This is a genomic window from Actinoplanes sp. TBRC 11911, from assembly GCF_012933445.1.
Lineage (GTDB): Bacteria > Actinomycetota > Actinomycetes > Mycobacteriales > Micromonosporaceae > Actinoplanes.
Genome location: NZ_JABBNC010000007.1, coordinates 250,529 through 276,071 on the forward strand (window position 1 = coordinate 250,529; position 25,543 = coordinate 276,071).

A 25,543-nucleotide genomic window follows, 5' to 3' on the forward strand; every position below is an offset into this window, starting at 1 on the left:
ACGAGAGGGCGCGGCTTTGAACATGGTGGGGGCCGACGGGCGCTACGGGGTTCCGACGTGACCGTGCTGGACACGGCCATCGACCCGCGCACGCCCGCCTACCTGGAGGGCCGGGGGGTCGCCCTGGAACGGCTCTCCCAACTCGAGGCGGCGCTGGAGGCGGCCCGCGCGGGCGGCGGCGAGAAGGCGGTCACCCGGCACCACGCGCGGGGCAAGCTGCTGCCCCGGGAACGCGTCGAGATGCTGCTCGACCAGGACAGCCCGTTCCTCGAGCTGGCCCCGGTGGCGGGCTGGGGATCGAACTATCCGGTCGGCGCGGGCATGGTCACCGGGGTCGGGGTGATCGAGGGCGTCGAGTGCACGGTCATCGCGACCGATCCGACGGTCGAGGGCGGCACCGGGCCGTACGCGAGTGAGAAGATCCGCCGTGCCGCGCGGATCGCCGCCCGCAACCGGCTGCCCCTGGTCAACCTCGCCGAATCGGCTGCCGACACCGCGGCGGCGGGCCCGCCGCCGGGCGGTGGCGTCGCGCGGGACCTGGGCCGGCTGGCCGCCCAGCGCGTCCCGACGGTCTGCGTGGTCTTCGGCGCCACCAGCGGCGAGGTCGCCTACCTACCGGCGCTCGCCGACTACACGATCATGGTGCGCGGGCACACCAAGATGCTCACGCTGAACGCGCCGCCGCTGCGCGGCGTCAACGGCCACGTGCCGACCGGCGCCGCCGACCAGCTCGCCGAGGACGAGCGCGACGGGCTGCGGCTGGCCCGCCAGTGCATCCGCCGGCTGAACTGGCGCAAGCGCGGGCCGGCGCCGCGCACGTTCCCGCCGGAGGAGCCCAAGTACGCCGGCGAGGACCTGCTGTCGCTCTCCGGCGCCGCCGCGGCCACGTTGTCCGACCCGCGCGAGGTCCTCGCCCGGATTCTGGACGGCAGCGACTTCGACGAGTTCAAGCCCGGCTACGGGACAGCTCTGGTCGCCGGCTGGGGTGAGCTGCACGGCTACCCGGTGGGGGTGCTGGCCGCCGTGGGCGCGCGGCACGCCGCCGCGGAGACGCAGAAGGCGGTCCACTTCATCCAGCTCGCCAACGCCACCGACACGTCGCTGCTGCTGATCCAGCGCGACCGCACCCCCGGCCTGTTCGGCGCCGGCGTGATCGACGCCCTCGCCCACTCCACGGTGCCGCACCTCGCGCTCAATACGGGCCGCACCGGCGATCCCCGTTTCGCCTTCGGCTGGCCCGGCGACGGCCCGGCGGCCAGCGACGACGACGGCGTCATCGACCCGCGCGACACCCGCACGGTTCTCGGCCTCTGCCTCTCCGCCGTGCACAGCGCGGTCGTCGAGGGTGCCGGCCATCTCGGCGTGTTCCGACCCGGAAAGGGAGACCAGTGATCCGACGGCTTCTGGTGGCCGATCGCGGTGAGATCGCCCGCCGGGTGTTCGCCACTTGCCGCCTGGTGGGCATCGAGACGGTCGCCGTCTACTCGGACGCCGATTCCGACGCGCCGCACGTCGGCGAGGCCGACTACGCGGTCCGGCTCAACGGCGGGCCGCCCGGGGCGGCGTACCTGCACGGTGATTTGATCATCACGGCGGCGCAGCGGACCGGCGCGAACGCGATCCACCCCGGCGACGGCGAGCTGGCCGAGGACCCGGAATTCGCGGCCGCGGTGGCCGACGCCGGGATGATCTGGGTGGGCGCGCCGGCCAAGACGCTCGGCGTGCTGCGCAGCAAGAGCGAGACCAAGGCGATCGTGGCCGAGGCGAAGGTGCCGGTGCTGCCGACCTTCACCGACGCGGAGGCGGTGCCCGGCTTCCCGGTGCTGATCAAGCCGGACTCCGGTTCCGGCGGCACCGGCATGCGGGTGGTGCGGGACGCGGCGGCGCTCACCGAGGCGATCGCCTCGACCCGGCGCGAGGTGGGCCGCGAGGTCTACTGCGAGCCGTTCGTCGAGGACGTACGCCACATCGAGATCCCGATCGTGGCCGACGAGCACGGCGCGGTCGTCCCGTTCGGCGAGCGCGAGTCCTCGATACAGCGCCGCTACCAGAAGATCATCGAGGAGACACCGTCCCCGGCGGTCGATCCGGGGCTGCGTGAGGAGCTCTGCCGGGCGGCGATCGTGACGGTCCGCGCGCTGGGTTACGTGGGCGCGGGGGCGGTCGAGTTCCTGCTCGACACCGAGGGCGATTTCTGGTTCCTCGAGATGACCCCGACGCTGCAGGCCGAGCACGCGGTCACCGAGTGCGTGTCCGGCTACGACCTGGTCCGGCTGCAGTTGCTGGTGGCCGAGGGCGGCAGCCTGCCGATGCCGGGACCACCGCCGATCCGCGGTCATGCCATCGAGGTGCGTCTGTGCGCCGAGGATCCCGCGTACGCCTGGCTCCCCGCCACCGGCACCCTGCACCGTTTCCACGTGCCCGACATCGCCGCCACGTTCCGCCCGCTGGCCCAGCCCGGCCTGCGCCTGGACGCCGGGGTGGAGAACGGTTCCGTGGTCGGCGTGCACCAGGACCCCACGCTGGCCAAACTGGTCGCCTGGGCGCCCACCCGGCAGGAGGCGGCCCGGATGCTGGCGTCCGCGCTGACCCGGGCCCAGCTGCACGGCGTCGCCACCAACCGGGACCTGCTGGTACGGGTGTTGCGGCACCACGCGTTCCGCACCGGGGACATGGACACCGGCTTCCTGGACCGGCGGCCCGAGGTGTTCGCGCCGCTGTTGTCCGCGGTGGACGCCGTGCGGATCTCGTGCCTGGCGGCCGCGCTCGCCGGGGCCGCGGCCCGTCGCGCCGGGGCGGCCGTGCTGGCCTCGCTCCCGTCCGGGTGGCGCAACGTGCCGTCCGGGTCGCAGACCGCCGTGTACGACGGCCCGGCCGGCCCGGTCGAGGTCGGCTACCGGATGAACCGGCACGGCGAGCTGGCCGGCTGGTGGGTGCGCACGATCGACCCGGAGGAGCTGGATCTGGCGGGGCTGGGCCAGGCCCCCGAGGTGGACGACTACCCGGAGACGGTGGTGGTCACCGCGACCGACGAGCGGGTCATCCTGGACGTCAACGGCATCCGGCTGACCTTCAACGTGCACCGGGTTGGCGAGGTCTCGTACGTGGACAGTCCGGAAGGCTCGGTGGCGTTGCGCCGGCTCACCCGGTTCCCGCTGCCCGAGATGGAGGTCGCCGAGGGGTCGCTGATCGCTCCGCTGCCCGGGGCGGTCCGCCGGGTGCTGGTGGTGCCGGGCCAGCGGGTCCGGGCCGGCGAGCTGCTGCTGACCCTGGAGGCGATGAAACTCGAGCACCCGGTGCACGCACCGAGCGCGGGCGTGGTGGCCTCGCTGCCGGTCCGCCCGGGAGCCGAGGTGGACACCGGTGAGCTGCTAGCGGTCCTCGATCCCGAGTAGACCGAAGAAGCGCTTGCGCATCGACGGCTTCATCGGTGTGCGCACGGTCGGCGTCTCGTCCCCGGTGTTGTAGCGCGGGGGCGGGACGAACGAGGGTGGCGGCGCCGGCTCGTCCAGCCGCAGGTCGGTTAGCAGGCGGCGCAGCTCCTCGGCGCTCGGCCGCGCGGCCGGATCGTTCGCCATGCCGTGCCGGACCAGGTCGACGAGCTGGCGCGGCACCCCCGGGATGTCCGGGATCGGGGCGTCGAACGAGTTCATCAGGGTGATGAGGCTGGGGCTGCGGTCGCTCTCCCAGCGGGGCGGGCGGCCACGCATCAGCGCGTAGAGGGTGGCACACAACGCGTACACGTCGACCGCGCCGGTGGGCTCGTCGTGCCGGAACATCTCGGGCGCGGCGTACGCCGGGGTGAGCACCTCCAGCGTGACCGACGAGTCGCGCATCTCGCCCAGCACGGCCAGGCCGAAGTCGGCGAGCAGGGCCGAGCTGAACTGCGAGTAGAGGATGTTCGCCGGCTTCACGTCGCGGTGCAGCACCCCGTTGGCGTGCGAGTGCACCAGCGCGTCGGCGATCTTGGCGCCGAGGTCGCGGGCCTCGGCGGCGCCGAGCGGCGAGCGGCGCATCCGGTCCAGGTAGGACCCGTCGCAGAGCTCCATGATGAAGTACGGATGCTGGTCGACAGTGACGCCGACGTCGAACAGGTCGACCACGTACGGATGCGACGACATGCGACCGGCCGCGCGCGCCTCACGCAGGAATCGTGCCTGGTCGCGGGAGCTTTCCAGGCGACGGTTCTCGACCTTGATGGCGACCTCGCGGCCGACCGAGTCCTGCGTGGCGCGAAAGACCGTGGCGTATCCGCCGCGCGCCATGACGGACAAACCGGACATACCTGGCACGTACGGGACAGGTAACGCGCCGGGCGGAGTCTCCGTCATGCCACAGAAAATACGCCAAGACGGCGCGTGGTCATCCCGGCACGTCGGACGCGAAGGCGACACTTTCCGGAGTGTTCTCCGCGACCGGCTCGATCGACAGCGCCTGGCGCAGCGCTTCGGCGGCCGCCCGCTCGCTGACCTGCTCGGTCGAATACGCCAGCAGAACGGCTTCGTCGGCGGCCGCCTGCGACTCCTCGCACCGACCGGCGGCCGCCAGCACCCGGGCCTCGACCATCGCGGCCGTCACCCCGCTGCGGATGTCCTCGGCCGGTACCTCGCGGGCGCGCTTGATCCAGGTCAGCGCCGCGTCCACCCGGTTCTCGGTGAGCAGGGCCGAGGCGTACGAGGAAAGGGCCTGACGCCGGGAGAAGAACAATGCCGGCGCCGCGGTGTCGGTGGCGATCGGCGCGAGCAGTGCGATCGCCGCCTCCCCGTCGCCGGCCCGCATCCGGGCCTCGGCCAGCAGCACCCGCGGGCCCACCTGCGCCGGGGCGAGCGGGTTGTGCGGCTCGACAGCGGTCATCACCCGGCGCGCGTCGGCCTCGGCGCCGGCCAGGTCACCGCGCTGCAGGGCGATGAACCCGCGCAGCGTGCCGGCCATGCCCAGCAGCAGCGGATGGCCGGTCTTGTCGGCATACCCGAGAGCGTCGGTGAGCAGGTCGTAGGCCTGGTCGTACTCGCCCAGCCCGCGCGCCACCGCACCGCGGACCACCAGCGCGAGACCGCGGCCCCAGTCGTCGCCGACCGCCGAGAAGTCCCGGTACGCCCGGCGGGCCTCACCGTCCGCCTCGCCCAGCTCGCCCAGCTCACTCGCCGCGAACGCCTCGACCGCACGCAGCGTGCCGACCGCCCAGGGCTCGCCGACCCGGTCACCGAACGGCAGGAAGATCCGGGCCAGGCGACGCGACTCGTGCAGCCGGCCGGCCAGCAGCCGGGCGAACGCCGTGGTGCCGCGCAGCCAGGACCGGCCGGTCGGGTCGCCGAGCTCGGCGAACAGGCGGGCGGCCCGGCCCAGCACCGCGTCAGTGCCGGCGAAGTCGCCGCGCGTCGTGGTCACCCACGCCAGGTTCTGCAGCGCCCAGGCCTGGCCGTGCCGGTCGCCGGCCGCCAGGGTCACCTGGTACGCCGCGGCGAACCGGCTGCTCGCCTGGCTCAACCGGCCGCCCAGGAAGTCGGCCATGCCGAGCCGGCGCATCGCGTTGGCTCGCTCCGGCAGCAGCTCGGCCTCGGTCGCCACGTCGAGGGCGTCCTGCCAGGCGCTCACCGCGCGGCCGATGTCGCCCAGCGCCTCGTGCGCCCGGCCCACCACCAGCAGCGCCTCGGCCTTGCTGACCGGTTCGTCGACGGCGCTGGCGGAGATCTTCTCGCCGAACTCGAGGGCCTCCTCGGCGCGGCCCAGGCGCAGCAGCGCACGGGCGTGCACCAACTGGTCGGGCAGCGGCAGGTCGTCGTGGGCCAGGATCGCGGCGCGTTCCGCGTACTCGATCGAGGCGGCCGGTTCGATGTTGGCCAGTGCCCGGCGGGCGAGACGGCCCAGCGCGGCGACCCCGAGCGGGGCGACCTCACGCACGGCGGCGTCGGGGCGCAGGCGTACGGCGTCGGCCAGCTCGACCGCGCACTCGGCGTGCGTGGCGACGAACATGTCGCGTTCGTTCTCGGTGAGGCTCAGCCGGCTCGCGCCGTCGTAGCCGATCCGGTCGATCGTCTCCGGCGCCGCCCAGTTCGCCAGGTATGCGTGCCGGTCGGCCAGGTCCGCCTTGCCGATCCCGGTGTACGCCGCCTCGCGCATCAGCGGCGTGGTGAACGCGTAACCGCCGCGCACCCGGTGCAGCATGCGCCGCTGAAGCAGCTCGTCCACCGAGCGCTCCAGCTCGACCGCGGCGACCGCGCCGGGCCGGGCGTCACTGACCGCCCGCCGCTCGCGCAGTGCCTCGATCACGCCGGTCGGCACGGTGTCACCGACCACCGCCGCGTCGCGCAGCACCGAGCGTGGCTCCGGCGGGAGCGCGTCGATCCGCGCCGCCAGCACCGCGGCCAGGTCACGGGAGAGCAGCTGACTGCCGAGCGAGCCGTTGGCCAGCTGCCACTTGTCGGCCGCGTTGGCGCCCACGGCCGGGGTCAGCGCCCCCCGCTCCATCAGCAGGGTGATCATCTCGGCCAGGTAGAACGGGTTGCCCTGGGCGGTCGCGAGCAGCCGGTCGGTGTCCGCCTGCGGCAGCTTGCCGCCGTTCAGATACGACGTGAGCAGCCGGGACGCGTCCGCGCCCCGCAGCGGCGGCAGGGTGTGCACCTCGGCGTCGGCGAGCCGGGTCAACGCGCCGGCCGTGCGCACCAGCTCGGGCCGGCCGAGCAGCAGCACCACCACCGGGCCGTCGAGCAGCGAGAGCGTACGCCCGAGCGCGTCCACGGTCGACGCGGTGGCGTCGTGCAGGTCGTCGACGATCACCACCAGCGGCGCCTCGGCGGCGAGCGCGCTCAGCAGGTTGGCGACCGCGCGCGAGACGGTGTCGGCGTCCAGCCCCTTGTTCGCGGTCGGCTGCCAGTCCGAGACCGCCGCCGGCGACGGCTGGCTGCCCGGCGGCTCGCCGTAGCCGAGGATCGCCAGCAGCCGGTCGACATCGATGTCAGCGGTCTCGCCATCGCGGCTCAGCCGGTTCGCGAGCTTGCGCAGCCGCTCCTCGACCACGCCGCGGCCGACCGTGGTGACGACGTCCTTGGGCAGGCCGACCGACTTACGCACCAGGTCGGCGAGGGGCGCGAACCGGCGGCGCTCACCGAACGCGCGGCACCGCACCCGCAGCACCCGGGCACCGGTGTGCGACGCATACCGTCCGTTACCCACGTCGTAGCCGGCCGCGAGCCGCTTGACCTCGCCGGCGAACCGGGACTTACCGATGCCGGCCTCGGCGGTCATCACCATCACGCGCGGGGTGCCCGCGTCGATCGCCTCGGCCAGCCGCCCGGCGACCCGGCCCAGCTCGGTCTCGCGGCCCACGAACGGCGCCTCGTCGCCCAGACCCGAGCGGGTACCGGGCGCGTCGTGCAGGCCGAGCAGCTCGAACGCCGGAACCGGCTCGCGCTTGCCCTTCAGCCGCAGCGGCCGCAGCTGACGCCACGAGGCGACATGCCGGGTGCCGCCGCTGGTGCGCGAACCCGCGTAGACCGCGCCCACCGCGGCGGCGTCGGCCAGCCGGGCAGCCGTGTTCACCGTGTCGCCGATGACCGTGTATTCGATGGCCGCCTGGATGCCGGCCACCACCTCGCCGGTGTTGAGGCCGACGCGCAGGCCGATCGGGGCGCCGCCGCCGCGCTCGTCGTCCAGCACCCGGCGGACGGCTCGTTGCATGCTCAGTGCGGCGCGGACCGCGCGCTCGGCGTCGTCCTCATGGGCGACCGGCGCGCCGAAGACCGCCATGATCCCGTCGCCGGTCAGCTTGTCGACGTGCCCGCCGAACGTCTTCACCGCGCCCGCGAGTGCCGCCAGCACCCGGTCGGTGACGGCGCCGACGCGTTCCGGATCCAGGTCTTCGGACCAAGAGGTGAAATCGGACAGGTCGCCGAAGAGCACGGTGACGATCCGCCGCTCGGCCGCCGGCAATGTCGCCGCGGCCGGAAGGGCGGCTCCGCAGTTGTGGCAGAAGCGGGCGCCGGGTACGGCGACGGTTCCACACACAAGACAAGTCACAGCGGATCCAACCTGTCGACCCTTGTTCCTGATTCCCGATTTCTGTGACGGAGATAATCCAGTTGCGCCGCGGCCGAGAATTCCGCCGCAAACCGAACACCCGGTTCGATGTCCGGATATACGAGATCAACGACCTTCTCGGGGGTATCGGCCCCGGCGTCCATTGCGGCCCGCACCTGAGCCAGCCGCTCCCGCCGATGCCGCAGATAGAGGTCCGCCAGGACGGCGACATCCGGCTGCACCGGCCCATGACCCGGCAGCATCGTGACGCCGGAATAGGCCGCGATTTTCTCCAGGCTTTCCAGGTACGCCCCGAGGCTGCCGTCCGGTGCCGCCACAACGGTGGAACCCCGGCCGAGAATGGTGTCGCCGGTGAACATGGCCCGGTCATTCCCGTAATCGACGAGAAAACACACGGAGTCCATCGTGTGTCCGGGTGTATCGAGCACCTCGATGGACAAACCATCCGTTTTGATGTCGCGACCCGGCGGTGTACCGAACTCGGGATCGGCCGCGAGCACGGGGACGCCGCCACACAGCTCGGCGAGCCGTGCGGCACCCTCGACGTGGTCATGATGCCGGTGGGTGACCAGAATGAACCGAATCGGCCCATGCTCGGCCACCCGGGTGAGGTGCTCCTCGTGCAGCGGTCCCGGGTCGATCACCACCGCGTGCTGTTCGCCGGGGGCGCGCAGCACGTACGTGTTGGTGCCCTCGAGGGTCATCGGGCCCGGGTTGGGCGCGCGGAGAAGCATCACCCAGGCCGGTAGGCCGTTGAGCGCAGCACCCCCCATGCGCGAATCGTACGTCGCGCATGGGGATGTGGCCGAGCACCGGATGTGCGATCTGCCTGGCCTGCCCGGTTACCGATCGCAACCTGGCCGGCCGCAAGATCACTGAACCTCGGCGATGACCTCCACCTCGACCGGCGCGTTGAGCGGCAGCTCAGCCACGCCGACGGCGCTGCGCGCGTGCCGTCCCTGCTCGCCCAGAACGTCACCGAAAAGATTCGACGCTCCGTTGATAACGGCCGGCTGCCCGGTGAATCCCGGCGCCGACGCCACGAATCCTGTCAACTTCACGATCTTGACAAGCTCGCCCAGACCGACCAGATCCTCGATGGCGGCCAGGGCGTTCAGCGCGCACGTGCGAGCCAGCTCGGCGGCCTCCTCCTCGGTCACCTCGGCGCCGACCTTGCCGATCCGCAGCAGCTTCCCCTCCACCATGGGCAGCTGCCCGGAGACGTACACGAAATTGCCGGACTGCACCGCCGGGACGTACGCCGCCAGCGGCGGATTCACGTTCGGCAGGGTCAACCCCAGTTCAGCCAGCCTTTCGTACGCGTCGACGCCGCCCTCACCAGCGACCGGCGTCGTCACGATTTCGGCCGCTTCATGTAAGCGATCAGCTGCTCCGCGTTTGGACCGGGGACGACCTGAACGAGCTCCCACCCGTCCTCGCCCCAGTTGTCCAGGATCTGCTTGGTCGCGTGGACCAGCAGGGGCACGGTCACGTACTCCCACTTCTGCATCGCCTGCATACTCCCTAATCGTCGGGTACCGGCACAGCTTAGGGCCCGCGGAGTTGCCGGTTTGGCTAGGCTGAGCGGGCTTTCGCAGGCACGCGGCCGGAAGATCACGGAGGGCGACATGACGCACCCGCAGGGCGCTGAACCGGGGCACCCGGAGCCGGCGCCGATGCCGTCACCCGACCCGGAGCCGCCGCAGCCGATCCCGCCGGAGGAGCCGATCCCGGCACCGGAGCCGCCGCACGCGGAAATCGATGCCGCGCCGGTGTCCCCGGCGCCGCTCTCTTCAGCGCCGGTGTCCGCGGCGCCGGTCGCGGCTGCGCCTGCCGCTCCCGCCGCTTCCACGCCGGCCGACTCGTCGCTCGGCGACGACTTCATCGACGCGCCGCCGCCCGAGGTCGACGCGTGGCCGCCGCCCGGCGCATTCGAGGACGAGCAGGCCACCGCGCCGATGCCGGTCGCGCCCGCCGCCCACGAGAGCACCCAGGTCATCACGCCGGCCACGATCGGCTGGCAGGCGCCGCCCCCGACCGCGCCGTTTCACGCCCAGCACGAGGCGCCCGGCCAGTGGCAGACCACGCCGCCCCCGCACATGGCCTGGCAGCACTCGACGCAGCCGGCCCCGATCTGGGCCGGCCAGCAGCCGCCCAAACGCCGGCGGCGCGGCGCCGTGTGGGTGTCCATCGCGCTGGCCGCCACCCTGGTCCTCTGCGGCGGGGGCGCTACGTCGGCATATTTCCTGTTACGTGACGCCGACCAGACGGGTGCGCCCGACCCGGCGACCGCGGTCGACCGCTTCCTGACCGCCGTCTACTCGGAGCAGGACCCGACCGCCGCGAACAACCTGGTGTGCCGCGAGGCCCGTAACGAGCAGAAGCTCACCAACCGGGTCCGCGACATCAAGGCGTATTCGCAGGGCTACCAGAACGCGGTCTACCGCTGGGACGCTCCGGCGGTCTCCGACAACGAGAAGGACAGCGCCAAGGTTGCGGTGCACGTCACCATGTCGACCGCCGATGAGAAGTCGGCCGAGCAGGATCTCCAGTTCACCGTGATCCGAAAGACAGGGTGGTTGGTCTGTGACGTGACGGGCTGATCTCGGGCCGTTACCTACTTGCCCGTACGGTTGATGACATGGGCGAGCACGTCAACAAGTGGCCGGCGCGGCTGCACGTGGTGACCGGCAAGGGCGGCACCGGTAAGACAAGCGTGGCCGCGGCACTGGCCCTGGGCCTGGCCGCGGGCGGACACCGGACGCTGCTGGTCGAGGTCGAGGGCCGGCAGGGCATCGCCCAGCTCTTCGAGACCGAGCAGCTGCCGTACAAGGAGCTGCGGATCGCGACGGTCGCGGGCGGCGGCGAGGTGCGCGCGCTCGCGGTCGACCCGGAGGAAGCCCTCCTGGAATATCTGGACCTCTTCTATCACCTGGGCGCGGCCGGGCGGGCGCTGCGCAAGGTGGGCGCCATCGACTTCGCCACCACCATCGCCCCGGGCCTGCGCGACGTGCTGCTCACCGGGAAGGTCAAAGAGGCCACCACCCGGTCGCACAACGGCAAACGGGTCTACGACGCGGTGGTTCTGGACGCGCCGCCCACCGGCCGGATCGGCCGCTTCCTGAACGTCACCGCGGAGACCGCGAAGCTGACCAAGATGGGCCCCATCAAGACGCAGAGCGAGGGCGTGGCGTCGCTGCTGCGCTCGCCGATCACCTCGGTGCACGTGGTCACCCTGCTGGAAGAGATGCCGGTGCAGGAGACGCTGGACGCGATCGCCGAGCTCACCGCCCTGCGCATCCCGGTCGGCCGGATCATCGTGAACGCCGCCAAGCCCGCTTTGCTGACCGCCGGCAAGGTGACCAAGGCCGAGCTCAAGCGTGGGCTGGCCGAGGCCGGGCTGCCGACCGACCCGGCAACCGTGGCCGGGCTGGCTACCGAGGCGAAGGACTATCTGACCCGGCAGGGCATCGAGGAGTCGCTGCGGACCGAGCTCGGCGAATCCGGGAACCAGGTGATCGAGCTGCCGTTCCTGCCCCAGGGCGTGGACCAGGCCGGTCTCGACGAGCTCGCGGCCGCGCTGGTGAAGGCTTGAGCTGAGCTGTCTAAAACGGCTTCGCCGTACGGCACGAGAACGGAGCACGAAGTGCGATCTCCGGCGGATTACTCTGGGCTGGTGGCTGACCTGACCGCTGAACGGCTCGATGTCGATGATCTGCTCGCCGATCCGGCCACCCGGATCATCGTCTGCTGCGGGGCCGGCGGGGTCGGCAAGACGACCACCGCCGCCGCGCTCGGACTGCGAGCAGCCGAGAAGCACGGACGTCGCACCGTGGTGCTGACGATCGACCCGGCGCGCCGGCTCGCGCAGTCGATGGGGCTGAGCGAGCTCGACAACACCCCGCGCCAGGTCAAGGGCATCGACGGCGAGTCGGGCGGCGAGCTGCACGCCATGATGCTCGACATGAAGCGCACCTTCGACGAGGTGGTGCAGCAGCACACCACCCCGCAGCGCGCCTCGGAGATCTTCGCGAACCCGTTCTACCAGGCCATGAGCTCGACCTTCTCCGGCACCCAGGAATATATGGCGATGGAAAAGCTCGGCCAGCTGCGGTCCACCGACGAGTGGGATCTGATCGTCGTGGACACCCCGCCGTCGCGGTCGGCCCTCGACTTCCTGGACGCGCCGGCCCGCCTGTCCCGCTTTCTCGACGGGCGCATGCTGCGGCTGCTGACCTCGCCCGCGCGGACCGGTGGCCGGAGCATGTTCAGCCTGGTCACGGCGTCGTTCGGGCTGTTCTCCCGGACGGTTCAGAAGATTCTGGGCGCCCAGCTACTGACCGATCTGTCCGGCTTCGTCGCGGCGCTCGACTCGATGTTCGGCGGATTCCGGCACCGTGCCGACGAGACGTACCGGATCCTGCAGGACCCGCAAACCGCGTTCCTCCTCGTCGCGGCGCCCGAGCGGGACGCCGTACGGGAAGCGGCTTATTTCGCGGAGCGCCTGGTCGCCGAGCGGATGCCGCTCGCCGGGCTGGTCCTGAACCGGATGCACCGCGCCGAGGCCGACTCGCTCTCGGCCGAGCGCAGTGAGACCGCCGCGGCCGCGCTGGACGCGGCCGGTGAGCAGGAGATGACCGCCGACGCGTTACGAGTGCACGCGAGTCTGGTCCGCCAGATCCGGCGGGAGATGACCGTCGCCGCCACCTTCACCGACGCCTTCCCGGGGGTGCCGGCGGTCTCCGTCACGGCGCAGCCCGCCGACGTCCACGACGTCGACGGGCTACGGACGATCGGCGCACTTCTCGCCTAGGCCGCCCCTACCGGGTGGGGACGAGCACCTTGTCGGCGCCCTTCTCCCGCATCGCGGCCTCGAACATTTTCCGCCAGCTCGCCACATGCGGGTGGCGGCGCAGCAGCGCTCGCCGCTCTCGTTCCGTCATGCCTCCCCAGACGCCGAACTCGATCCGGTTGTCCAGGGCGTCGGCAAGGCATTCGTAGCGGACCGGGCAGCTGCGGCAGATCCTTTTCGCCACGTTCTGCTCGGCGCCCTGCACGAAAAGCGCGTCAGGGTCGCCACTCTGACACGCCGCCATGCTGGGCCAGTCGCTGATCATCCCCATCTGTATACGTCCCCCCTTGCGTAACCCCCCGGACGCCCGCGTGCTCATGCCCCCCAAGCCGTGCAGACGTCGTGCGATAGCTCGCCGGACCATCATGCTCTGTAGTCGGGTGATTACGCAACGTTGTCCCTCAAATACGTACAGCCCGGTGGTTCCCGGCAAAGGTGGCAAAGGCCACAAGAGCCGCACGGGGCGGATCTTGCGAAATCCTTACGATGATCTAGGCGTACGAGGCAGAATCATTCTGGGCGAATCCGGACGATCTCGGCGTGCGCAGTCGTGCAATCGTCGCGTACCCTGCCCGGGTGACCTCCTGGATGCGCAGACGCGATCACAACATATTCGCCAACGCGACCTCGTTAACGATCTGCGGGTTGCTCGCGGGCGTCGTTGTCGCGGCCGCCGCTTTCCCCGCCGCGGCGATGTCCGGACTCGCCGCAAAGGCGGGCGGGCAGACCTTCGCGAGCCTGCCCAGCGAGATCAAGGACTTCAATTCCCCGCAGATCACCCGGATCTACGCGTCGGACGGCAAAACTCAGATCTCGCAGTTCTACGACGAATTCCGCAGCGACGTCCCATCGAAGGACATCTCACCCTTCATGCTGAACGCCATGGTGGCGGCCGAGGACCAGGAGTTCTACCACCACAACGGCGTCGACCTGAAGGGCGTCGCGCGAGCGTTCGTGAACAACAACAACGGCAAGGCGAAGCAGGGCGCCTCGACGATCACCATGCAGCTCGTACGTATGTCCTTGGCATATTCCGCGACCAGCCCGCAAGAGGTCGTGGACGCCACCAAGGACACGCCGAAGCGCAAGGTCACCGAGATGAAGTACGCGCTGCAGATTGAGAAGGAGCAATCCAAGGAGCAGATCCTCGAGCGGTACGTGAACATTGCGCCGTTCGGTAACAACACCTACGGGGTGTTCGCCGCCAGCCAGGTCTACTTCAACAAGAAACCGAAGGATCTGACCATCGGGCAGGCCGCGATGCTGGCCGGCATGGTCAAGGCGCCGACCAGCTTCAACCCGACCTCCGCCGAGGGCTACCCGCAGATCGAGGCGCGGCGCAACAACTACGTCATCCCCGCCATGGTCAAGATGGGCGCGATCACCCAGGCCCAGGCCGACAAGGCGATCAAGGAGCCGATCCCGCGCAAGGTCAAGCCGGTCGGCAACGGCTGCGTCTCGGTGGCCAAGAACGCGTGGGGCTACTTCTGCGACTACTTCTACCGCTGGTGGATGAGCCGCGAAGAGTTCGGCGCCAACGCGTACGACCGGGAACGTCGTCTGAAGGGCGGCGGCTACCGCATCGTGACGTCGATGGACGTCAGGGCCATGGACGACGCCCGGAAGCGCATCTCCGAGCAGATCAAGGACACCAACAAGAACGCGATCCTGCTGGCCGGCGTCGAGCCCGGCACCGGCAAGGTGCGGATGCTGTCGGCCAACCGGAAGTACAAGCTGGACGATCAGGACCACCCGCAGAACCCGAAGTCGTCCGATCCGTCCAAGGCGCGCAAGGGCGCCCGCGGCACGTATCCGAACACGACGAACCCGCTGCTCACCGGCGGCGGCGACATCACCGGCTACCAGGCCGGCTCGGTCTTCAAGATGTTCACCATGGTGGCCGCCCTCGAACAGGGCATGTCGCTGAACACCACGATCAAGGCCGAGGGCCAGTACAAGTCGAAATACATCATCGAACCGGGCAGCCCGTCCGCCTGCGCCGGCACGCACTTCTGGTGCCCGCAGAACTCGGGCGGCGGCGAGGCCGGCGTCTACAACATGTGGACCGGCTTCGGTAAGTCGGTGAACACGTACTTCGTGCCGCTTGAGGAACGCGCCGGCGCGGAGAACGTGGTGGCCGTGGCGAAGCGGTTCGGCGTGCAGTTCCGGTCACCGCAGGACGCCAAGTTCGCGAACGACCAGCAGTCGGCCAGCCAGTGGGGCGCCTTCACGCTGGGCGTGTCCGCGTCCACCCCGCTCGACATGGCGAACGCGTACGCGGTGCTGGCCGGCGACGGCATGTACTGCGAGCCCACCCCGATCGAGCAGATCGCCACCCAGACCGGCGAGAAGCTCGACATCGGCAAACCGCAGTGCATCCGGGCGACCAGCACGGACGTGGCCCGCTCGGCACTCGACGCGGCCCGCTGCCCGGTCGGCGACTCGGCCCAGCTGGGCAACTGCGGCGGCGCCACGGCCGCGGTCGTACGCGACTACGTCGGCCACCCGGTGTACGGCAAGACGGGCACCACGGACGAGGACAAGACCGCGGCCCTGATCGCCGGCACGACGTCGATGGTGGTCGCCGGCTACATGGTGAACCCCGACTACCAGAACCACCCGGACCACATGTCCCACAACCAGATCAACCCGGCCGTCTACAAGACCCTGGGCGACTACATGAAGGGCAAACCCAAGGTCCAGTTCAAGGTCCCCGACAACAAGAAGGTGGCCGTCGGCGACCAGAAGTCGGTCCCCGACGTGACCTGCGACAGCCTCGGCGGCGCCCAGAGCCGGATCCGCGACGCCGGCTTCGAGCCGACGATCGGCAGCCCGGTCGAGTCCAACTGCCCCGAGGGCACGGCAGCCGAGACCGACCCGAGCGGCCGCGCGCCGAAGGGCGGCGTCGTGGTCATCCGGCCAAGCCAGGGCAAGGCCGGCGGCGACAAGGACGGGGACAAGCCGGACCAGCCAGACCCGCGCCAGACCAAACCAAGGCGCTGACGCACACCTGAGAGGGCGGGACATCGATCGATGTCCCGCCCTCTCAGCGTCCGGACGACTTCGCCAGCGGCTGATCGGTCCGCGTGGCCGGCTTTGCCCGGCGTGCGGCTGGCGATTACCGCGGCCAGGTCACGCCCGGGCGGGGTCCCACTTACCGGACGAAATTTCTCATATTGTGGACGACCATCCATACAGGACGATCGTTTTTTCAGCTTAAGCGCCCTTTTGCAACCCTCGGTCGAGACCTGATTTCGAGACCTTGGAGAGTTGCGCCCACATGCGAGCCCTAACTCTCCAAGGTCTCCAAAAATCTCGGCGGCGGGTCCCAGAGCTGCCCGTATTGGGCCTTGGATGGCGACCAGCATGCTGAACCAGGGTTGGCTGGGCGCGGAAGACACCGCCCCGCTGACGACCCCATAAAGCAGTCAGGCCAGTTCCCCTCGGGGAACCGGCCTGACCTGCATCAACTCTGTCGGGGTGGCGGGATTTGAACCCACGGCCTCTTCGTCCCGAACGAAGCGCGCTACCAAGCTGCGCCACACCCCGAGCTGCTCCGAAATACTATCCGACGCCCGGACGCACGCGAAATCGGTATCCCCCCACCCGCAAAACCCCAGGTCAGCGCGGTATCAGCGTCAAAACCGAGGCCTCCGGGCGACAAGCGAAGCGGACCGGTGCCGTCGGGTGCGTCCCGAGACCAGCGGAAACGTGCAGCCACGCGTCCGAGCCCGGCCACCGGTGCAACCCGCGAGCCATCCGATGCGGCAGGTCACAGTTCGTCGTCAGCGCCCCGTACCCGGGGACGCACACCTGCCCGCCATGCGTATGCCCGGCCAGCAGCAGCGAGAACCCGTCCGCCGCCATCGGGTTCAGCACCCGCGCCGCCGGCGTGTGCGTCACCCCGATGTGCAGGTCGGCCCCGGACGAGATCGGCCCCCCGACCGACGCGTAGTCATCCAGGTCGATATGCGGATCATCCACGCCGACGAGCTCCACCGACCGCCCGCCCGCCTTCAGGACCGTCCGGGCGTTGTTCAGGTCGGCCCAGCCCGCATCCACGAACGCCGCCCGCAGATCGTCGGCCGGCAGCTCGGCGCCCTGCCGGTACTCCCGGTCCCGCATCAGGTACCGCAGCGGGTTCTTGAAGATCGGCCCCCGGTAGTCGTTGGAGCCGAACACGAACACCCCCGGCACCGACAGCAACGGATCAAGCGCGCGCAGCACTCCCGGCACCGAGTTCGGGTTGGCCATGTTGTCGCCGGTCACCACGACCAGGTCGGGGTCGGCGCCGATCAGCGCGTTCACCCAGTCCTGCTTGCGTCGCTGGTCGGGCATCATATGCAAATCCGAAATATGCAGAATGCGCAGCGGCTCGGCATCCGGCTCGAGAATCGGCACGTCAAAGCGCCGCAGCGTGAAGAGGTTGCGTTCAATAAGGCTCGCGTAGGCGAGGGTCAGGCCGCCGGCAGCCGCAACACCGGCACTCAGGGCAATAAGGGAGCGCTTCCGCATGCAGGCAAGAGTAGTTTCTCCGTCCATGGGGACGCTGAAAGACCGCCTGAACGATGACCTGCACTCCGCGATGAAGGGCCGCGACGAGCTGACCACGTCGACGCTGCGGATGACGCTGGCCGCGGTGCGTAACGCCGAGGTGGCCGGCGCCGAGGCCCGCGACCTCTCCGACGACGAGGTCACCGCCGTCCTGGCCAAGGAGGCGAAGAAGCGTCGTGAGGCCGCGACAGCGTTCGCCGACGCGGGCCGGGCCGATCAGGCGGCCAAGGAGCGCTCCGAGGGCGAGGTCATCGAGCGCTACCTGCCGAAACAGCTCACCGACGAGGAAATCGCCGGTCTGGTCACCGACGCGCTCGCGGCGGGCGGTTTCACCGGCAAGGCCCAGATGGGCCCGGCGATGAAGGCGGCGCAGGCCGCGGTGGCGGGCCGGGCGGAAGGCGGTCGTGTGGCCGCCGAGGTCCGGCGCCAGCTTGGGTGATTCATTTTTCTCGTACGCGACGGCACAGCCCGACAACCACACCAGGCTCGCACCCGGCCCCGGATGGGCCCAGATCCGCTCAAGTCCGCGGCTAGCCAACCGATTTCTCCCCGCAACGAATCCAGAGCGGGGAGAAACGGATGACTTGCACGCATTGCGGAGCACCGAGTACCCAGCCAAGCGGCCCCTGCGCCACCTGCGCCCCACCGACCGCTTGGCCGCAGCCCGACACCGACGCCCCGAGCGGCCTGGTCGCCCCACCCACGTACAGCGCCAGCGCGGCCACCCCCGACCTGGAGGAGCCTCCGAGCGGCCTGCCGCACCTGGGCGGGGGCGCACCACCCGCGCCGCCCTCGAACGTCGAGCAGTACCCCGACGCACCGCTTGAGCAGCTACCGACGTTCGCCCCACCAACCCCAGCCGACCCGCATCTGGTCTCCGAGTACAGCGCCACCCTGCCCGCGACAAACGCCCCCGTCTACGCGCCAGGCAGCAACGAGGACACCGTCCCCATCCCGTCCGCGGCCTCCGTGGCAGCCCCACCCGCCGCCCCGCACTACGGCGCCGCCCCCTTCGCAGCCACAGCTCCAGTGGCAGCCCCGTACAGCACCGCCCCCCTCGCAGCCACGGCACCCGTGGCAGCCCCGTACAGCACCGCCCCCCTCGCAGCCACAGCTCCCGTGGCAGCCCCGTACAGCGCAAGCATTTCCGCCTCCGCCCAGGTGCCATACACCCCCCAGGGCGGCGAGCACATCGCCTCACCCGTCACACCCACCGCCCGGATGCCCGGCCACTACGCCACCGCACCCGTTGCACCCACCGATGCCACGACGGGCCAATACGCAGCCCCACCACCGCAATACGCCCCACCGGCCACCGCTCAGCAGTTCCCCACCGCACCCGCACCGCAATACACAGCGCCCTACGCCCCAGGGGCATACGGCGCGCCATCCCCCTACGGCCTTCCGTATTTCCCCGACCAAACCTCAGCGGTCCCGGCCGCCAGCGTCCTCAGCGTCGTCGCCATCGTCCTGGCGGCCTTCGCCGTAGCCATCAGCTTCTTCGTGAGCCCACTGGTCCCCGCCGCCGGCGCCGTGGTCTGCGCCTCCATCGGCCTGCGACGCCGCGAACGCCTCGCCAAGCTGGCCCTGATCCTGGGCATCGTCGCCACCGTCTACGCCCTGGGAATCCTGGCCCTCAACGTCCTGGCCTACGCGCTGCTCTAAGCGGCCATCAACCCTTTCCAGGCTGGTCCCTCCAATAAGGAGGGATCAGCCCGCCAACCGCTACTGCTACCCCACCCCGGTCCTGGGTGGGGTCGAGTCAAGCGGGTGGGTCTGACAAATTTTCCGGGTTATCCACAGGCGCGAGCGAGCGGCTGCATCCAGACCATCCACTTAGTACGCTAACAGCATGCCGGGCTCCCTACGCGACCTTTTCAGCCGGAGGCCGAGCGCGAAGATCTGAGGAGTATCAGAGCGCGAGCTGCGGCCGCACCGGCACCGCGGTAACCGTCGGCCCGGCACTACGCACGGGCAACTGCTGCTGCGGCACCGAATAGGGCCCGAGCATGGTCTCCACCGACGGCGCCGCCGCTGGGCGATCATTGAGCTGGATCAACCGCGCGGCCCGGGCCAGGGATCCGGTTTCACCGTCCCGGAAACCCTCTCGATAGCCCTTCTCATAGCGTTCACCACGGCCGAGAGCGCGACCTAACGCGAAACACGTCGACCCGGCCAGGGCAAGCAGGAAAAACAAGGCGAAGGGTGTCACGGAAAGTTCCTTCCGAGCAATATGTTCACATCATCCAAAAAGTACCGTCGGACACGCCGTCATAAAGTCAGACCGGCATCAAGTACGCGTTCGGGTGACGCTCAGCGCACTCCGGCCGGCCCGAGCCAATCCAGCACCGACGACGGGTCGAGCGGCCAGTAGAAGGGGGCCGAGCGCGGCGAGCTGTGCGTTCTCGATCCCCCCGCATCCCGAAGATCTGCGCCAGCTCCACGATGGTCTTCGCCAATGCGAAATGAGAACGAAAGCCGAAATTCTCAATGGACAGCTGAACGCCGAGCCGACGGGGGATACCGGCAAGCATCCACTGCCCGATGTCGACGATCAGACCGAATTCCTCGGCGACCGGCACGAAGTCGACCGGCGACACCACCCATGCGCCGGCGGGTCGGGACGCCAACCGCACCGGAACGACCGAGCCCGGGCCGGGTCGACCAGGCGATCACGCCAGGGCGAGCGTCACCAGCGTGAGCGCGTGCATCCCCAGTGCCCCCCGAACCCGAGCGATCTCGCCGAGCGTATAGAGACCGACGAACGGCGCATCGTCCAGCGCCTCCCGGATCACCGCGATCTCGTCATCGAGGTCGCCGCCGTCCTTAGCAAGCCCGGCCCGCCGTCCTCCGCAGTCGAACAGAATCGCCCCGAGCGGGGGAAGCCCGTCGAGCTGGGACACCGCCTCCATGCACGACGAAGACGCGCCGGCCAGCAGCGCCGGCCGATCCGCCTCCATCGGCCAGACCACCGCCCCCTGCGGGAGGTCCGCCGTGCCCCACACCGAACGTTCCTCGTCGGACCCGGCGTGGATCACCCGGATGTCCGCACCGCCGCGCCGGGGCAGCCCCAACGGCGGAAGCCGCCCGTCGAAGCGCCGCCGCAGGACGTCGAGCGCCGGTTCACCGTCCAGCTCGTAGATGTGCGTACCCTCGCCCCGGGTAACCGTCATCGGGGGCTCGACGCGACTCCAGCCGTGCGCGACCCCCACACCGATCGGCCCGTCCGAGCCGAGCGCGACCCCCACGACCGACCCGGTGAGCACCTCGTCGCCGTAGAACTGAAACGTCTCCGCAAATTGGCGGTCATCCCCGCTCAGGCCGCCGACCAGCGGAATCGTCGCTCCCACCGACGAGGACGCGCCCCGAACGATCTCGTGCGGCCGTGGCGCGAGCCCGTCGCAGAGCAGGATCAGCACCCGGTTGTCGTCATGCATCCCGTGCAGCGCGGAAGCTGCCGCGGCCCCGGCGGCGCGCGGATCGTGCGGATCGACGTGGGCCGCGCGCGCCTGCACGGTGAAGCCGTCCCCGCCGAGCGCCGAGATGACCACCCCGCCGTCACCGGCTCCGTCGCCGGCCAGCTCACCGATCGTGGTGGTGCCGACGATGACCGCGTCCCGGCCGGCCTCGGCGCGCACGGCCGCGAGCAGCACCGGAAGGTCGTGGGCCACCGAGCAGAACACGAAGACCGCCTTGGGCGTACGGCCGCCGATCGCCTCCGCCGCGGCCTCGGCACCCGCCTTCGCGGAGTCCGGCACGCGGCTGCGACCTCCGCCGAACCATCGGTGCGGGTTGGTCTGCATGATCCTCTGATCGGCATGGTGAGCCGGTTGCTGAGAGGGTGCCGTCGGGTGCGCGAACAGCGCCTGTCAGGCTTGCTTCTTGTGACAGACTCTGACCTCGCGCGGCAGGTCCGCGCCGTGAGCCGCCTGACCGGCGAGTTCGTCCTGCGTTCCGGCCGGATCGCCAACGAATACTTCGACAAGTACCAGTTCGAGGCGGACCCGGAGCTGCTCGACCAGCTCGCCGAGCAGATGGCCGTGCTGATCCCGGAGGGCACCGAGGTGCTGGCCGGTCTGGAGATGGGCGGCATCGCGGTGGTGACCGCGCTGGCCCGGCACGCCAAGCTGCCCACCGCGTTCGTCCGCAAGCAGGCCAAGCAGTACGGCACCGCGCGTCTGGCCGAGGGCGCCGAGGTGGCCGGCCGGCGGGTGCTGGTGATCGAGGACGTGGTCACCTCGGGCGGCCAGGTGGTCATCTCCACCGGCGAGCTGCGCAATCTGGGTGCTCACGTGGACCACGCGCTCTGCGTGATCGACCGCCAGGAGGGCGGCGCCCAGGCGCTGGCCGCCGAGGGCATCACGCTGCGGGCGCTGCTGACGCGCGCCGACCTCGACGCGGCAGCCTAGGCGGTTTGGTCAAGCACCCATTCCACGTACGCCGGATTGCCTGCCAAGATCGGCAGAGCGATCACGCACGGCACCTCGTACGCGTGCTCGGCGTTGGCCCGCTCGATGATCCGGTCGACCAGGGACAGTCGGGTGTGCAGGGCGACCCGCGCCTCGGGATCGTCCTGCACACCGCCGTCCCAGCGGTAGATCGAGCGGATCGTCGCGATCTCCTGACCGCACGCGGCGAGCCGGTCCTCGACCAGGCGGCGGGTGAACTCGGCGAGCCACTCCGGGTCACCCGCAGTAATCACCAATTCGCAGATGCCGGTGTCGCTCATCGGCCCGGCAAGCCCTCGGCCGCGATCAGCTCGGCGATCTGCACCGTGTTCAGCGCGGCGCCCTTGCGCCGGTTGTCGCCGGTGACGAACAGGTCGAGCGCCCGCGGGTCGTCCATGGCCCGGCGGATGCGGCCCACCCAGGACGGATCGGTGCCGACCGCGTCGATCGGCATCGGGAACTCGCCCGACTCCGGGTCGTCGACCAGGATCACCCCGGGCGCGTTGCGCAGCACCTGACGGGCGCCCTCGGCGTCCACCTCGGAGCCGAACACCGCGTGCACGGCGATGGAGTGGCCGGTCACGACCGGGACGCGTACGCAGGTGGCGGAGACCTTGAGCGCCGGAAGGCCGAGGATCTTGCGGGATTCGTTGCGCAGTTTGAGCTCTTCGGAGGACCAGCCGAGCGGCTCCAGGTCACCGGACCAGGGCACCACGTTGAGGGCAAGCGGCGCGCTGAACGGGCCGAGATCGTCGCCGACGGCCTGCCGCACATTACCGGGCCGGGAGCCGAGCAGCCGGTCGCCGGCCACCTTGGTGAGCTGGTCGTGCAGCGTGTCCACGCCCAGCTGACCGGCGCCGGAGGCCGACTGGTAGGACGCGAGGACCAGTTCGCGCAGCCCGTACTCGTGGTGCAGCGGCGCGATCGCCATGATCATCGCCATCGTGGTGCAGTTGGCGTTGGAGACGATGTCGCGCGGGCGGTGCTTCAGCACCGACGGGTTGACCTCGGGCACCACCAGCGGCACGTCCGGCTCCATCCGGAACGCGGCCGAATTGTCCACCACGGTGGCGCCGTGCGCGGTGGCGACCGGCGCCCACTCCAGCGAGACGTCGTCGGGCACGTCGAACATGGCCACGTCCACGCCGTCGAACGCTTCCGGCGTGATCTCCTGGACGGTGAGCTGCTCGCCCCGGCAGCTCAGCCGCTTGCCGGCCGAGCGCGCGGAGGCGATCAGCCGGATCTCGCCCCAGACGTTGCGCCGGGACGAGAGCAGCTCGAGCATGACGGTGCCGACGGAGCCGGTGGCTCCGACGACGGCGAGCGTGGGCTCGGCCATGTGTTACCGGCCGGTGCCCGCGTACACCACGGCCTGCTCGCCGCCACCCAGCTCGAACTGGTCGTGCACCGCCCGGACCGCGGTGTCGAGGTCGCTGTCGCGGCAGACCACCGAGACCCGGATCTCGGACGTGGAGATCATCTCGATGTTGACGCCGGCCTCGCCGATGCAGGCGAAGAAGGACGCGGCGACCCCCGGGTGCGAGCGCATGCCGGCGCCGATCAGCGACACCTTGCCGACGTGGTCGTCGAAGAGCAGGCTCTTGAACTTGATCTGATCCTTGATCTTGTCGAGGGCGGCCATCGCGGTGGCGCCGTCGGACTTCGGCAAGGTGAAGGAGATGTCGGTGCGGCCGGTGCCCTCGGTCGACACGTTCTGCACGATCATGTCGATGTTGATCTCGGCGGTGGCGACCGTGTTGAAGATCTTGCCCGCGGCGCCCGGCTCGTCGGGGACCCCGACGATCGTGATCTTGGCTTCGCTCCGGTCGTGAGCGACCCCGGTGATCAGCGCTTGTTCCACGGAAAGGTCCTCCATCGATCCGGTGACCAGCGTGCCTGGCTTCTGTGAATAGGACGAGCGTACGTGGATCGGCACCCCGAAGCGGCGCGCATACTCCACACATCGCAACATCAGCACCTTCGCCCCGCCGGCGGCGAGCTCCAACATCTCCTCGTACGTGATCTTCTTGATGTGCTGGGCGTCCGGCACGATCCGCGGGTCGGCGGTGAAGACGCCGTCCACGTCGGTGTAGATCTCGCAGACGTCGGCGTGCAGCGCGGCCGCCAGCGCCACCGCGGTGGTGTCCGATCCGCCCCGGCCCAGCGTGGTGATGTCCTTGGTGTCCTGCGAGACGCCCTGGAAACCGGCCACGATCGCGATCGCGCCCTCGTCCAGCGCGGAACGCAGCCGGCCCGGGGTCACGTCGATGATGCGGGCGCGACCGTGCACCGAGGTGGTGAGCACGCCGGCCTGCGATCCCGTGTACGACCGTGCTTCGTACCCCAGGTTGTGGATCGCCATCGCGAGCAGCGCCATCGAGATGCGCTCGCCGGCGGTCAGCAGCATGTCCAGCTCGCGGCCGGGCGGCAACGGGCTCACCTGGTTGGCCAGGTCGAGCAGCTCATCGGTCGTGTCGCCCATCGCGGAGACCACCACGACCACGTCGTCCCCGGCCTTGCGAGCGGCGACGATGCGCTCGGCGACCCGCTTGATGCGTTCGGCGGTCGCGACGGACGAACCACCGTACTTCTGCACCACCAGTGCCACGGCGAAAACCCATCCTTACTGAGGCAGGACAATCGGAACCACATTAGCCGCGTACGCAACGCCCTCCGACAGCCGATCCCAGATTCCGGTTTTCCGACACGCCCGGCGTCGCAAGCGCGTCGGAACCGGGCGTTGTGGCCGAAGGAGGCGAGAATGTCTCGGTGCGTCCCCACTTCGTGATCGCGACCGCCCTGCTGCTGCTCGGCGGTCTCGCGGCGTGCGGCGACGACGCGGCGCAGCCGGCACCTTCACCGAGCGCCGCCCCGCCACCGGCGGTCGACGACAACGCCCGCAACGACCTGGTGGCCCGTGCCGCGCTAGCCCAGGACAAGTCGTACGCGGCGCTGTATTCGCTGGATGACGGCACCGGCACGCCGCGTGACGTGGTGGCCACCATCGCCGCGGACGGCACCTGGCGGGTGGACGTGGCCAAGGGCGCGTTCGGCGGCACCACCGACGAGTCGATCGTCTCCACCCCGGCCGGCGTCTACCAGTGCACTGTCGCAACCGCGGCGAACCCGATCACGCCGGCCTGCGTCCGGGTGGCAAACCCGGGCAAACCGGTGCCGGCGAAGTACGACCCCAGCGTCGAGCGGCTCTTTCAGCCCGCGCTGAACGTGTTCACCGATCGGCAGGCCGCCATCGCGGTCACCGAGGTGGCGCCGCTGGCCGGGGTCAAGGGCGACTGCTACTCGATCGACTCGATCTCGGCGGCGCTGGACGCCCCGGTCGACGTCGGCATCTACTGCTATGCCGCGGACGGCGTGCTGACCGGGGTCCGGGTCGGGTTCGGCGTGCTGAAGCTGGTCAACCAGGTGGCCGGGCCGAAGACGGTGGGGTTGCCCGGCCAGGTCGTGGACGAGGCCCCGATGGAGACCGCGAGCCCCGAGCCGCCGTCGGCACCGACCGGCGCGGGATCCGGCGCCCCGTCACCCGCCTGAGCTGCAGCGGTCCCACGATCCGGGCGTAAAGTGACTGAGATCAGTTGCATCACGTAGGGTGATTCCGACATGTGGCAGGTACTCCTTCTTCGCTGCCGCGACG

At 70.3% G+C, this 25,543-nt stretch carries 23 protein-coding genes and 1 tRNA gene; 10 read left to right on the forward strand and 14 right to left on the reverse strand.

All coding sequences use genetic code 11. The annotated features are described in order from the left end of the window. Positions 1-57 precede the first annotated feature (57 nt). Both HH310_RS13475 and HH310_RS13480 read left to right on the forward strand, forming a co-directional pair. Positions 58-1,392: a carboxyl transferase domain-containing protein gene (locus HH310_RS13475; RefSeq protein WP_169175846.1), complete on the forward strand. Its 1,335-nt coding sequence runs from the start codon at positions 58-60 to the stop codon at positions 1,390-1,392. Continuing rightward, the gene (locus tag HH310_RS13480; RefSeq protein WP_169175847.1) at positions 1,389-3,395 is read left to right on the forward strand and encodes a biotin carboxylase N-terminal domain-containing protein; all 2,007 of its coding nucleotides are present in this window, start codon (positions 1,389-1,391) and stop codon (positions 3,393-3,395) included. Before HH310_RS13475 ends, HH310_RS13480 begins: the two co-directional genes overlap by 4 nt. Here HH310_RS13480 and HH310_RS13485 read toward each other — a convergent pair. From HH310_RS13485 to HH310_RS13505, 5 genes are all read right to left on the reverse strand, one after another. Next, positions 3,372-4,331, reverse strand: a complete 960-nt coding sequence (locus HH310_RS13485; protein WP_169175848.1) for a serine/threonine-protein kinase — start codon at positions 4,329-4,331, stop codon at positions 3,372-3,374. The genes HH310_RS13480 and HH310_RS13485 overlap by 24 nt on opposite strands. Before the next feature lie 31 nt (positions 4,332-4,362). After that, complete coding sequence (locus tag HH310_RS13490; RefSeq protein ID WP_169175849.1) at positions 4,363-8,016, reverse strand: adenylate/guanylate cyclase domain-containing protein; 3,654 nt, start codon at positions 8,014-8,016, stop codon at positions 4,363-4,365. Next, entirely contained in the window at positions 8,013-8,810 is a 798-nt protein-coding gene (locus tag HH310_RS13495; RefSeq protein WP_169175850.1) for an MBL fold metallo-hydrolase, read from the reverse strand. Before HH310_RS13495 ends, HH310_RS13490 begins: the two co-directional genes overlap by 4 nt. Positions 8,811-8,909: 99 nt before the next feature. Next, positions 8,910-9,395, reverse strand: coding sequence for a RidA family protein (locus HH310_RS13500; RefSeq protein ID WP_169175851.1), 486 nt, complete (start codon positions 9,393-9,395; stop codon positions 8,910-8,912). Next, positions 9,392-9,547, reverse strand: a complete 156-nt coding sequence (locus tag HH310_RS13505) for a DUF4177 domain-containing protein (protein ID WP_169175852.1) — start codon at positions 9,545-9,547, stop codon at positions 9,392-9,394. Before HH310_RS13505 ends, HH310_RS13500 begins: the two co-directional genes overlap by 4 nt. A 118-nt stretch (positions 9,548-9,665) precedes the next feature. Between HH310_RS13505 and HH310_RS13510 the strand changes: the two genes are divergently transcribed. From HH310_RS13510 to HH310_RS13520, 3 genes are all read left to right on the forward strand, one after another. Then, positions 9,666-10,640, forward strand: coding sequence for a hypothetical protein (locus HH310_RS13510; protein WP_169175853.1), 975 nt, complete (start codon positions 9,666-9,668; stop codon positions 10,638-10,640). A gap of 38 nt (positions 10,641-10,678) precedes the next feature. After that, positions 10,679-11,632 (forward strand): ArsA family ATPase, encoded by a 954-nt coding sequence (locus tag HH310_RS13515; RefSeq protein WP_169175854.1) that lies wholly within the window; start codon positions 10,679-10,681, stop codon positions 11,630-11,632. Positions 11,633-11,722: 90 nt separating this feature from the next. Beyond that, positions 11,723-12,850 carry an ArsA family ATPase gene (locus HH310_RS13520; protein ID WP_211192111.1) on the forward strand — a complete coding sequence of 376 codons (1,128 nt, stop codon included), beginning with the start codon at positions 11,723-11,725 and terminating at the stop codon, positions 12,848-12,850. Positions 12,851-12,857: 7 nt separating this feature from the next. On the opposite strand, the gene HH310_RS13525 is transcribed toward HH310_RS13520, so the two are convergent. After that, the gene (locus HH310_RS13525) at positions 12,858-13,160 is read right to left on the reverse strand and encodes a WhiB family transcriptional regulator (protein ID WP_127498770.1); all 303 of its coding nucleotides are present in this window, start codon (positions 13,158-13,160) and stop codon (positions 12,858-12,860) included. A gap of 317 nt (positions 13,161-13,477) precedes the next feature. On the opposite strand from HH310_RS13525, the gene HH310_RS13530 reads away from it, so the two are divergent. Continuing rightward, complete coding sequence (locus HH310_RS13530) at positions 13,478-15,892, forward strand: transglycosylase domain-containing protein (protein WP_169175900.1); 2,415 nt, start codon at positions 13,478-13,480, stop codon at positions 15,890-15,892. A 472-nt stretch (positions 15,893-16,364) separates the two neighbouring features. Here HH310_RS13530 and HH310_RS13535 read toward each other — a convergent pair. Together HH310_RS13535 and HH310_RS13540 are read right to left on the reverse strand one after the other, a co-directional pair. Continuing rightward, positions 16,365-16,438: transfer RNA gene (locus HH310_RS13535), tRNA-Pro, on the reverse strand. A gap of 72 nt (positions 16,439-16,510) precedes the next feature. Next, on the reverse strand, positions 16,511-17,404 hold the full coding sequence (locus tag HH310_RS13540; protein ID WP_169175855.1) for a metallophosphoesterase: 894 nt from the start codon (positions 17,402-17,404) through the stop codon (positions 16,511-16,513). A 25-nt stretch (positions 17,405-17,429) separates the two neighbouring features. On the opposite strand from HH310_RS13540, the gene HH310_RS13545 reads away from it, so the two are divergent. Next, the gene (locus HH310_RS13545; RefSeq protein ID WP_169175856.1) at positions 17,430-17,882 is read left to right on the forward strand and encodes a GatB/YqeY domain-containing protein; all 453 of its coding nucleotides are present in this window, start codon (positions 17,430-17,432) and stop codon (positions 17,880-17,882) included. Positions 17,883-18,604: 722 nt separating this feature from the next. After that, positions 18,605-19,108, forward strand: a complete 504-nt coding sequence (locus tag HH310_RS13550; RefSeq protein WP_169175857.1) for a hypothetical protein — start codon at positions 18,605-18,607, stop codon at positions 19,106-19,108. 247 nt (positions 19,109-19,355) lie between these two features. Here HH310_RS13550 and HH310_RS13555 read toward each other — a convergent pair whose 3' ends face one another. The 3 genes from HH310_RS13555 to HH310_RS13565 form a co-directional block, all read right to left on the reverse strand. Further along, on the reverse strand, positions 19,356-19,655 hold the full coding sequence (locus HH310_RS13555; RefSeq protein ID WP_169175858.1) for a hypothetical protein: 300 nt from the start codon (positions 19,653-19,655) through the stop codon (positions 19,356-19,358). A 67-nt stretch (positions 19,656-19,722) separates the two neighbouring features. Further along, positions 19,723-20,043, reverse strand: coding sequence for a hypothetical protein (locus HH310_RS13560; protein ID WP_169175859.1), 321 nt, complete (start codon positions 20,041-20,043; stop codon positions 19,723-19,725). A 72-nt stretch (positions 20,044-20,115) separates the two neighbouring features. Beyond that, a complete protein-coding gene (locus HH310_RS13565) occupies positions 20,116-21,201 on the reverse strand; it encodes an FIST N-terminal domain-containing protein (RefSeq protein WP_312034044.1) in 1,086 nt (361 codons plus the stop codon). 126 nt (positions 21,202-21,327) lie between these two features. On the opposite strand from HH310_RS13565, the gene pyrE reads away from it, so the two are divergent. Then, entirely contained in the window at positions 21,328-21,852 is a 525-nt protein-coding gene (pyrE, locus tag HH310_RS13570) for an orotate phosphoribosyltransferase (protein ID WP_169175861.1), read from the forward strand. Here pyrE and cutA read toward each other — a convergent pair. The 3 genes from cutA to HH310_RS13585 are packed head-to-tail and all read right to left on the reverse strand — an operon-like array spanning position 21,849 to position 24,499. Next, complete coding sequence (cutA, locus tag HH310_RS13575) at positions 21,849-22,172, reverse strand: divalent-cation tolerance protein CutA (RefSeq protein ID WP_169175862.1); 324 nt, start codon at positions 22,170-22,172, stop codon at positions 21,849-21,851. The genes pyrE and cutA overlap by 4 nt on opposite strands. Next, complete coding sequence (locus tag HH310_RS13580; protein WP_169175863.1) at positions 22,169-23,230, reverse strand: aspartate-semialdehyde dehydrogenase; 1,062 nt, start codon at positions 23,228-23,230, stop codon at positions 22,169-22,171. The genes cutA and HH310_RS13580 overlap by 4 nt, the downstream gene beginning before the upstream one ends. Before the next feature lie 3 nt (positions 23,231-23,233). After that, positions 23,234-24,499, reverse strand: a complete 1,266-nt coding sequence (locus tag HH310_RS13585; protein WP_169175864.1) for an aspartate kinase — start codon at positions 24,497-24,499, stop codon at positions 23,234-23,236. A 161-nt stretch (positions 24,500-24,660) separates the two neighbouring features. On the opposite strand from HH310_RS13585, the gene HH310_RS13590 reads away from it, so the two are divergent. Beyond that, positions 24,661-25,440, forward strand: coding sequence for a hypothetical protein (locus HH310_RS13590; RefSeq protein ID WP_169175865.1), 780 nt, complete (start codon positions 24,661-24,663; stop codon positions 25,438-25,440). Positions 25,441-25,543 lie beyond the last annotated feature (103 nt).

Coding starts and splice junctions, on each gene's coding strand:
- HH310_RS13485 (WP_169175848.1), bottom strand. CDS start 4,331: ATGACGGAGACTCCGCCCGGCGCGTTACCTGTCCCGTACGTGCCAGGT.
- HH310_RS13505 (WP_169175852.1), bottom strand. CDS start 9,547: ATGCAGAAGTGGGAGTACGTGACCGTGCCCCTGCTGGTCCACGCGACC.
- HH310_RS13540 (WP_169175855.1), bottom strand. CDS start 17,404: ATGCGGAAGCGCTCCCTTATTGCCCTGAGTGCCGGTGTTGCGGCTGCC.
- HH310_RS13545 (WP_169175856.1), top strand. CDS start 17,430: ATGGGGACGCTGAAAGACCGCCTGAACGATGACCTGCACTCCGCGATG.
- HH310_RS13530 (WP_169175900.1), top strand. CDS start 13,478: ATGCGCAGACGCGATCACAACATATTCGCCAACGCGACCTCGTTAACG.
- cutA (WP_169175862.1), bottom strand. CDS start 22,172: ATGAGCGACACCGGCATCTGCGAATTGGTGATTACTGCGGGTGACCCG.
- HH310_RS13525 (WP_127498770.1), bottom strand. CDS start 13,160: ATGGGGATGATCAGCGACTGGCCCAGCATGGCGGCGTGTCAGAGTGGC.
- HH310_RS13515 (WP_169175854.1), top strand. CDS start 10,679: ATGGGCGAGCACGTCAACAAGTGGCCGGCGCGGCTGCACGTGGTGACC.
- HH310_RS13510 (WP_169175853.1), top strand. CDS start 9,666: ATGACGCACCCGCAGGGCGCTGAACCGGGGCACCCGGAGCCGGCGCCG.
- HH310_RS13495 (WP_169175850.1), bottom strand. CDS start 8,810: ATGGGGGGTGCTGCGCTCAACGGCCTACCGGCCTGGGTGATGCTTCTC.
- HH310_RS13580 (WP_169175863.1), bottom strand. CDS start 23,230: ATGGCCGAGCCCACGCTCGCCGTCGTCGGAGCCACCGGCTCCGTCGGC.